Annotated in this window: 7 protein-coding genes; 5 read left to right on the forward strand and 2 right to left on the reverse strand. The window is 73.6% G+C overall.

Annotated elements, in window-relative coordinates; all coding sequences use genetic code 11:
- Positions 1 to 104 precede the first annotated feature (104 nt).
- Positions 105 to 1,511 carry a tetratricopeptide repeat protein gene (locus AOJ26_RS28245; RefSeq protein WP_053851186.1) on the reverse strand — a complete coding sequence of 469 codons (1,407 nt, stop codon included), beginning with the start codon at positions 1,509 to 1,511 and terminating at the stop codon, positions 105 to 107.
- Between the two features lie 265 nt (positions 1,512 to 1,776).
- On the opposite strand from AOJ26_RS28245, the gene AOJ26_RS28250 reads away from it, so the two are divergent.
- Positions 1,777 to 2,157 carry a hypothetical protein gene (locus AOJ26_RS28250; protein WP_234358690.1) on the forward strand — a complete coding sequence of 127 codons (381 nt, stop codon included), beginning with the start codon at positions 1,777 to 1,779 and terminating at the stop codon, positions 2,155 to 2,157.
- A gap of 93 nt (positions 2,158 to 2,250) precedes the next feature.
- Positions 2,251 to 3,120, forward strand: a complete 870-nt coding sequence (locus AOJ26_RS28255) for a spermidine synthase (RefSeq protein WP_053851188.1) — start codon at positions 2,251 to 2,253, stop codon at positions 3,118 to 3,120.
- A gap of 1 nt (position 3,121) precedes the next feature.
- Here the strand turns inward: AOJ26_RS28255 and AOJ26_RS28260 are convergent, their stop codons facing one another.
- Positions 3,122 to 3,628 carry a hypothetical protein gene (locus AOJ26_RS28260; protein ID WP_053851189.1) on the reverse strand — a complete coding sequence of 169 codons (507 nt, stop codon included), beginning with the start codon at positions 3,626 to 3,628 and terminating at the stop codon, positions 3,122 to 3,124.
- A gap of 98 nt (positions 3,629 to 3,726) precedes the next feature.
- Here AOJ26_RS28260 and AOJ26_RS28265 point away from each other — a divergent pair, with 98 nt between their 5' ends.
- The 3 genes from AOJ26_RS28265 to AOJ26_RS28275 form a co-directional block, all read left to right on the forward strand.
- The gene (locus tag AOJ26_RS28265) at positions 3,727 to 4,416 is read left to right on the forward strand and encodes a response regulator transcription factor (RefSeq protein WP_053851190.1); all 690 of its coding nucleotides are present in this window, start codon (positions 3,727 to 3,729) and stop codon (positions 4,414 to 4,416) included.
- Positions 4,413 to 5,810: a sensor histidine kinase gene (locus AOJ26_RS28270; protein ID WP_053851191.1), complete on the forward strand. Its 1,398-nt coding sequence runs from the start codon at positions 4,413 to 4,415 to the stop codon at positions 5,808 to 5,810. The genes AOJ26_RS28265 and AOJ26_RS28270 overlap by 4 nt, the downstream gene beginning before the upstream one ends.
- Positions 5,811 to 5,884: 74 nt before the next feature.
- Positions 5,885 to 6,391: cellulose binding domain-containing protein (locus tag AOJ26_RS28275; protein WP_199828881.1), on the forward strand; the 507-nt coding region annotated here is incomplete at its 3' end.

The following is a 6,391-nucleotide window of genomic DNA, read 5'->3' on the forward strand; positions in this document are numbered from 1 at the left end:
GCCCCTGAGTGGGTACAGCCAGGCGGGCTGTCACCGCACCGACCCAGGGGCGCGGGGAACCGCGCGACCAGCCCTCAACGGGCCGCGGGCGAACGACCACCCCCTCAACCGGTCCGCGGCAGCAAGGCGTGGCGTTCCAGGAACGCCGACACCCCCGAGGCCCGCCGGTGCGGCAGCAGCACCCTCGCCGTCGCCGCCAGCATGGTCCTGACGCGGGACGACTGGACCTCGCCAAGGAGCTCCAGCACCCGCAGCCCCGCCGCCGCGGCCTCGTCCGGGCGGCCGCCGCGGGCCAGGTCGTCGGCGAGCTCGGCGGTGTAGAGCGCGATGTTGCGGGTGAAGTGCGGGTCCTGGAGGTCCGCCGCCCGGCGCGCGTGCCGGGCGGCCCGGCGCCAGTCGCCCAGCGTGGACCAGCACTGCGCCTCCAGGCCCTCCAGTTCGGCCTCGCCGTAGAAGCTCATCCACTCGGGGTCGGCGTCCGACAGGCCCCGCTCGAAGTAGGCCTGCGCCCGGGCCAGCGCCTGCTCGCACCCGGTGCGGTCGGCGAGCCCCGCCCAGCCGCCCGCCTCGCGCAGCGCGAGCAGGGACATGAGCCGGGGCGAACCCAGGGGCCGGGCGACCCGCTGCGCGGCCTGCGCGGCCCGCACCGCCTCCCGCGGCCGCCCCGCGTCGCGCGCGAGGAAGGCGGTGTTGCAGAAGGCGTGCGCCTCCAGGGAGTCGTCCCCGGTCACCCGGGCCGTCGCGAGCGCCTCCGCGTAGTGCGAGCGGGCGTCGTCGAACCGTCCGGAGTCGTGCGCCAGCCAGCCCACCGAGATGGCGAGCTCACCCGCGCCCGAGTGCAGCCGGTCGGCGGTCGTCTGCCGGGTCGCGCCGGCGTCCAGGAGCGCGTAGGCGGCGCGCAGTGGAGCCGCCGCGCGCTGGTACAGGCCGTCCGCGCCGTGCCGGTCGTCGAGCAACCGGATCCTGCGCACGGCTTCCTCCAGGGCGCCCGCCTCCCCGGTCCCGGCGCGGCGGACCGGACGTCCGGCGGCCGTGGCGTCGAGGGCGAGGCCGATGGGGCCCAGTGAGGCGGCGGCGACGGTGGCGCCCCCGCCGGTCATGAATGCGCGACGCAGCACGTCGCTCTCCTCGTAGTTGTCGTACGTGTCGTCAGGGTCCTGCGTGTCTTGCGTGTCATACGGCTCGTACGTCCCCGGTGTCTCACCCGTGGTGCGCGCCCGGCGTCCGCGTACGGACGCGCGGGAGGCGAAGCCCAGGTCGGTGAGCGTGCGGCCGGGGAACATGTGCAGGAACACCCGTTCGTACGCGTAGTTGGGGCAGCGGATCTCGCCCGCCTCGACGCGACCCACATAGCGCGCGTCGCAGCTCACGCTCTCGCCGATCTCGCGCGCGGCCCGCCGCACCGCCGCGGCGAACTCGGCCGGCGAGCGCTGTCCGCGCAGGCGCCGGAACGCGAGGTTCGGCCGCGGAGGTGTGGGGGACTGGGACGAGGTCACCATTGACGACGCCATGGCCGGGTCCTCTCGTGCGAACCGTCGAACCATGCCGGAGGAGGGGCGAGTTGACTGGTTTGTCAGTGAGACGCCCTGTTTCCGGCGGGCAAGAACGTACCTGTTGTGTCCGGGTCGCCATGCGGGGTTTGGCTACAAACCGGATATCTCATCCGTGATCCGCCATGAACTGCCATCCTTTGCGGCGGACTTCTGCCGTAGCCGTTGACGCCGGCGCGCGTTGAACCTCTCGGAGTCGGACGAGGGTTCCTTGGTGGAGGCCGCGATGGAGATCAGCCGGAGCGTCAATCCCTGTACGCCGGTGTCGTGCGACGTGGTCACGGTGCCGACGCGACACGGCCTGGAGGCCGTCGACATCCTGCGGCGCGGGGTGGGGGAGGGGGTCGGGCCGGTGCTGCACGACGGCGGCGGTCAGACGCTGGGCTTCCTGGTGCCACCGGGGACCGCCGCGGGGTGGGACGTCCCGGGCAGTACGTGCACGGAGACGGACGGCCGGGGGCTACGACTGGCTCCCGAACCGCCGGTGGAGGGATCGGACTGGCTGCTGCCACCAGGAGACGCAGACCTGGCGACGGACCCGGCGGTGCTACGGGCGGCACTCGGCGAGGCGGCGAGACTGATCGAGGCGGCAGACAACTGCCGCTGACCGCACCTACCTGTGAGGGGCGCGGGGAACTGCGCGATCAACCCCTACCGGCCCGCAGACGCGAGACGACCCTCCGCCGCAGATAATGGCGTAGTGGGCAAGTCCAAAAACTCTCGCCGAAGCAACGCGGCGCCCGAAGCCGTCGTGGAACCCGTGGACGGCGGTCTCGCCGAGCTCATCCCCGACCGCGAGCGCACGCACGCGTGGACGCTGCTCATCGACGGCGCGCCGCAGTCCCACGTCGACCTGGACGACCCGACCCACCTCTCCTTCGAGTACCAGCGCCGGCTGGGCCACGTCATCGACCTGGCCGCACCCCCCAACAAGCCCGTGCACGCCGTCCACCTCGGCGGAGGCGCCCTCACCCTCGCCCGGTACCTCGCCGCGACCCGCCCCCGCTCCACCCAGCAGGTGATCGAGCGGGACGCGGCCCTCGTGCAACTGGTGCGCCAGAAGCTCCCGTTGGAACCGGCCGCGCGGATACGGGTGCGGTCCGCCGACGCCCGCCAGGGACTCGCCAAGGTCCCCGACGGATGGGCCGACCTCGTCATCGCCGACGTGTTCAGCGGCGCCCGCACCCCCGCCCACCTGACCTCCACCGAGTTCCTCGACGAGGTCCGCAGGGCGCTCCGGCCGGGCGGCTGCTACGCCGCCAACCTCGCCGACGGGCCGCCGCTCGCCCATCTCCGCGGCCAGATCGCCACCGCCGCCGCCCGCTTCCCCGAACTCGCCCTGGTCGCCGATCCGACGGTCCTGCGCGGCAAACGCTTCGGCAACGCCGTCCTGGTCGCCTCCGACACCCCCCTGCCGGTCCCGGAGCTGACCCGCCGCGCCGCCTCCGACCCGCACCCCGGCCGCGTCGAACACGGCAAGGCGCTCCTCGACTTCACCGGCGGGGCCGTACCCGTGACGGACGCCGCGGCGGTGGCCTCGCCGGCGCCGCCGCCCTCGGTGTTCCGCTGACTCAGTACGTGCCGATCTCCACCCGCGGCGGACCGTCGTGCCAGGTGCAGAACACCGACACCCGGTCCGCGCCCGAGGAGAACTCCACCCGGATCCACGACTCCGTCTTCCACACCTGCATCGACCACCCCGTGCCCGGTGTCGCGGACACCAGGGTCGCCGACTTCTCACCGAGGTCGAAGACCGCGCGGCCGCCGTCGGTGTCGTAGCTCCTGACCTGGCCGGAGGCGGTGGGAGAAGGGCTCTTCGAGGGGGTCGGCGGCGCGCTGGTGGCCCTCGGCGTCGGTGCGGGGCTCTTCGACGGCGCCACCCGCCCGGTCCGTGTCGGCGTCGGTGACGCCAGCGGCTTCGACTCCTGCGTGGTCGCCTCGGCCGCCGTGATGGGCAGGGCGCGCGGCGGGTCGTAGGCCGTGCCCGTCATGACCGTGTGGACGCCCCACCACGACAGCGTGACCGCCGCGCCCGTGGCGAGCGTCCAAGCCAGTACGTGTACGAGTCCTCTGCGCATCGCCCGCCATACTGCCTCACCCCTCTCACCGGCCGCACCCGGACTGAGTTGTCCACAGGCCCCGACCGCGCCCGCCCGAATCGCGTACGGTGCGGCGCATGGCAAGTGTGCTCGTGGTCGAGGACGACCAGTTCGTGCGCTCGGCGCTCATCCGGCACCTGACCGACGCGGCACACACCGTGCGCAGCGTCGGGACGGCGCTGGAGGCGCTGCGCGAGGTCGCCCATTTCCGTTTCGACGTGGTGATCCTGGACCTCGGTCTGCCCGATCTGGACGGGTCCGAGGCTCTGAAGATGCTGCGCGGGATCACCGACGTCCCGGTCATCATCGCCACCGCGCGGGACGACGAGACGGAGATCGTCCGCCTGTTGAACGCCGGGGCGGACGACTACCTCACCAAACCCTTCTCGGTCGAACACCTCTCCGCGCGGATGGCCGCCGTCCTGCGGCGGTCGCGGGCCGCCGGAGGGGACGCGCCGCCCGAGACCGTGCTGCGCGTCGGCGGCCTGAGCGTCGACCCGCTGCGCCGCCAGGCCGAACTGGACGGCGTCCGGCTCGACCTCACCCGACGCGAGTTCGACCTGCTCGCCTTCCTGGCCGCCCGGCCCGGAGTGGTCGTCCCCCGCAAGGAACTCCTCGCGGAGGTCTGGCAGCAGTCCTACGGCGACGACCAGACGATCGACGTCCATCTCTCCTGGCTCAGGCGGAAGCTGGGGGAGACCGCCGCGCGGCCCCGCTATCTCCACACCCTGCGGGGCGTCGGGGTCAAGCTGGAGCCGCCGCTGTGAGGTGGGCTCTGGTCAAGGTCTGTCTGGCGGTCACCACCATGGTCGTGGTCGCCTTCGCCGTCCCGCTCGGCCTCGTCATCAAGGAGATGGCCCGGGACCGTGCCTTCTCCAACGCCGAGCGGGAGGCGGCCGCCGTCGCCCCGGCCCTGTCCATCACCACCGACCGCGACCAGTTGGAGCGGGTCGTCGCCTCCGCCGGCTCGGACTCCGGGATGGCCGTCCACATACCGGCGGGCGGAGGCCAGCGGGCCGTGGACATCGGCCGGCAGCGGGCCGCCGCCGGTGACATCGCGACCGTGCGCAAGCTGGGCCGCGCCTCCACCACCGGGGTGCCCGGCGGCTCCACCCTGCTCCAGCCGGTCGCGCTCAGCTCCGGCGAGATAGCCGTCGTCGAGGTGTACGTCCCCGAGTCCGAGGTGAGCAACGGCGTCGCGACCGCCTGGGCGGTCCTCGCGGGCGTCGGCATCGCGCTCGTCGTCGGCTCGGTCGCGGTCGCCGACCGGCTCGGCGTGCGGATGGTGCAGCCCGCGCAGAGACTCGTCGAGGGCGCCCATGAGCTGGGGGAGGGGCAACTGGGCGCGCGGGTGCCGGAGGAGGGCCCGAACGAACTCAGGCTCGCGGCCGTCGCGTTCAACTCCATGGCCGACCAGGTCGTCCAACTGCTGGCGAACGAGCGGGAGCTGGCCGCCGACCTGTCCCACCGGCTGCGCACCCCGCTGACCGTGCTGCGGCTCAACGCGGCCTCGCTCGGGGACGGTCCGGCCGCCGAGCAGACCCGGGCGGCGGTCACCCAGCTCGAGCGCGAGGTCGACACCATCATCCGCACCGCCCGGGAGGCCAAGCCGCAGACCGCGGCCGCCGGGCCCGGCGCCGGGTGCGACGCGGCCGAGGTGGTCCGGGAGCGGATGGGCTTCTGGTCGGCGCTCGCCGAGGACGAGGGCCGCAAGTGGCGGGTGGCCGGCACCGAGCGGCCGGTGCGCATCCCCGTGGCCCGGGCCGACCTCGCGGCCGCCCTGGACGCCCTGCTCGGCAACGTCTTCCGGCACACCCCGGAGGGCACCGCCTTCGCGGTCGACGTGCACAACGGCGAGGACGCGGTGATCGTGCTGGTCTCCGACGCGGGCCCCGGCATCCGCGACCCGGAGGCGGCCATGGCACGCGGGCGGGGGTCCGGCAGCACCGGTTCGACGGGACTCGGCCTCGACATCGTGCGGCGGCTCGCCGAGGGGACGGGCGGGGACGTGCGGATCGGGTCGTCGGTGCTGGGCGGCACCGAGGTACGGATCTGGATCCAGCTCGACGGGCGCGAACCGGTACGCCGGGGGCACCGGGTGCGCAGGCGCCGCACCGGCCGACTGGTCTCGACCTTTAACCGACCCCGATCCCTTCCTTAAGCGCGCCCTAAGATCCTCAACGCCCGCCCTGATCAGGCCATTTGCCCGATTCGGGATCGCTAGCGTGCCACGCCATGAGCATGCATCGGCGCAGACTGAACAGCAGGAACAAGGTGATCGGCGGGGTGGTCGCCGCCGCCGTGGTGGGGACCGGGGCGGTCCTGTTGAGCGGTACCGCCCAGGCGGCGGGGATCGGCGCCGCGTACACGAGGACGAGCGACTGGTCGACGGGGTACACCGCGCAGTACGTCGTCACCAACAACAGCGGTTCGGCCCAGAAGGACTGGAAGCTGGAGTTCGACCTGCTGGGCGGAGCCACGCTCGGGTCCCTGTGGAACGGGGAGTCGAGTGTGAGCGGGCGCCATGTCCTGGTGCGGCCGCCCAAGTGGGACACCGACGGCCTGGCCGCGGGGGAGTCAGTCACGGTCGGGTTCGTGGTCAGCGGCACGGGCGACCCCACGGGCTGCCTCGTCGACGGCGGCGCCTGCTCCACCGGCGGCAGCGGCACTCCCGCCCCGACACCCACGGCCACTCCCTCCGGCCCGGCCGCTCCCACGCCCACCCCGACCTCGGCCCCATCG

The organism is Streptomyces sp. NRRL B-24085, from assembly GCF_001282115.1.
GTDB lineage: Bacteria > Actinomycetota > Actinomycetes > Streptomycetales > Streptomycetaceae > Streptomyces.

What these genes read in the sequence shown, in the direction of transcription:
- AOJ26_RS28250 (WP_234358690.1), top strand. Translation starts at nt 1,777, where the DNA reads ATGGAGATCAGCCGGAGCGTCAATCCCTGTACGCCGGTGTCGTGCGAC.
- AOJ26_RS28245 (WP_053851186.1), bottom strand. Translation starts at nt 1,511, where the DNA reads ATGGCGTCGTCAATGGTGACCTCGTCCCAGTCCCCCACACCTCCGCGG.
- AOJ26_RS28265 (WP_053851190.1), top strand. Translation starts at nt 3,727, where the DNA reads ATGGCAAGTGTGCTCGTGGTCGAGGACGACCAGTTCGTGCGCTCGGCG.
- AOJ26_RS28260 (WP_053851189.1), bottom strand. Translation starts at nt 3,628, where the DNA reads ATGCGCAGAGGACTCGTACACGTACTGGCTTGGACGCTCGCCACGGGC.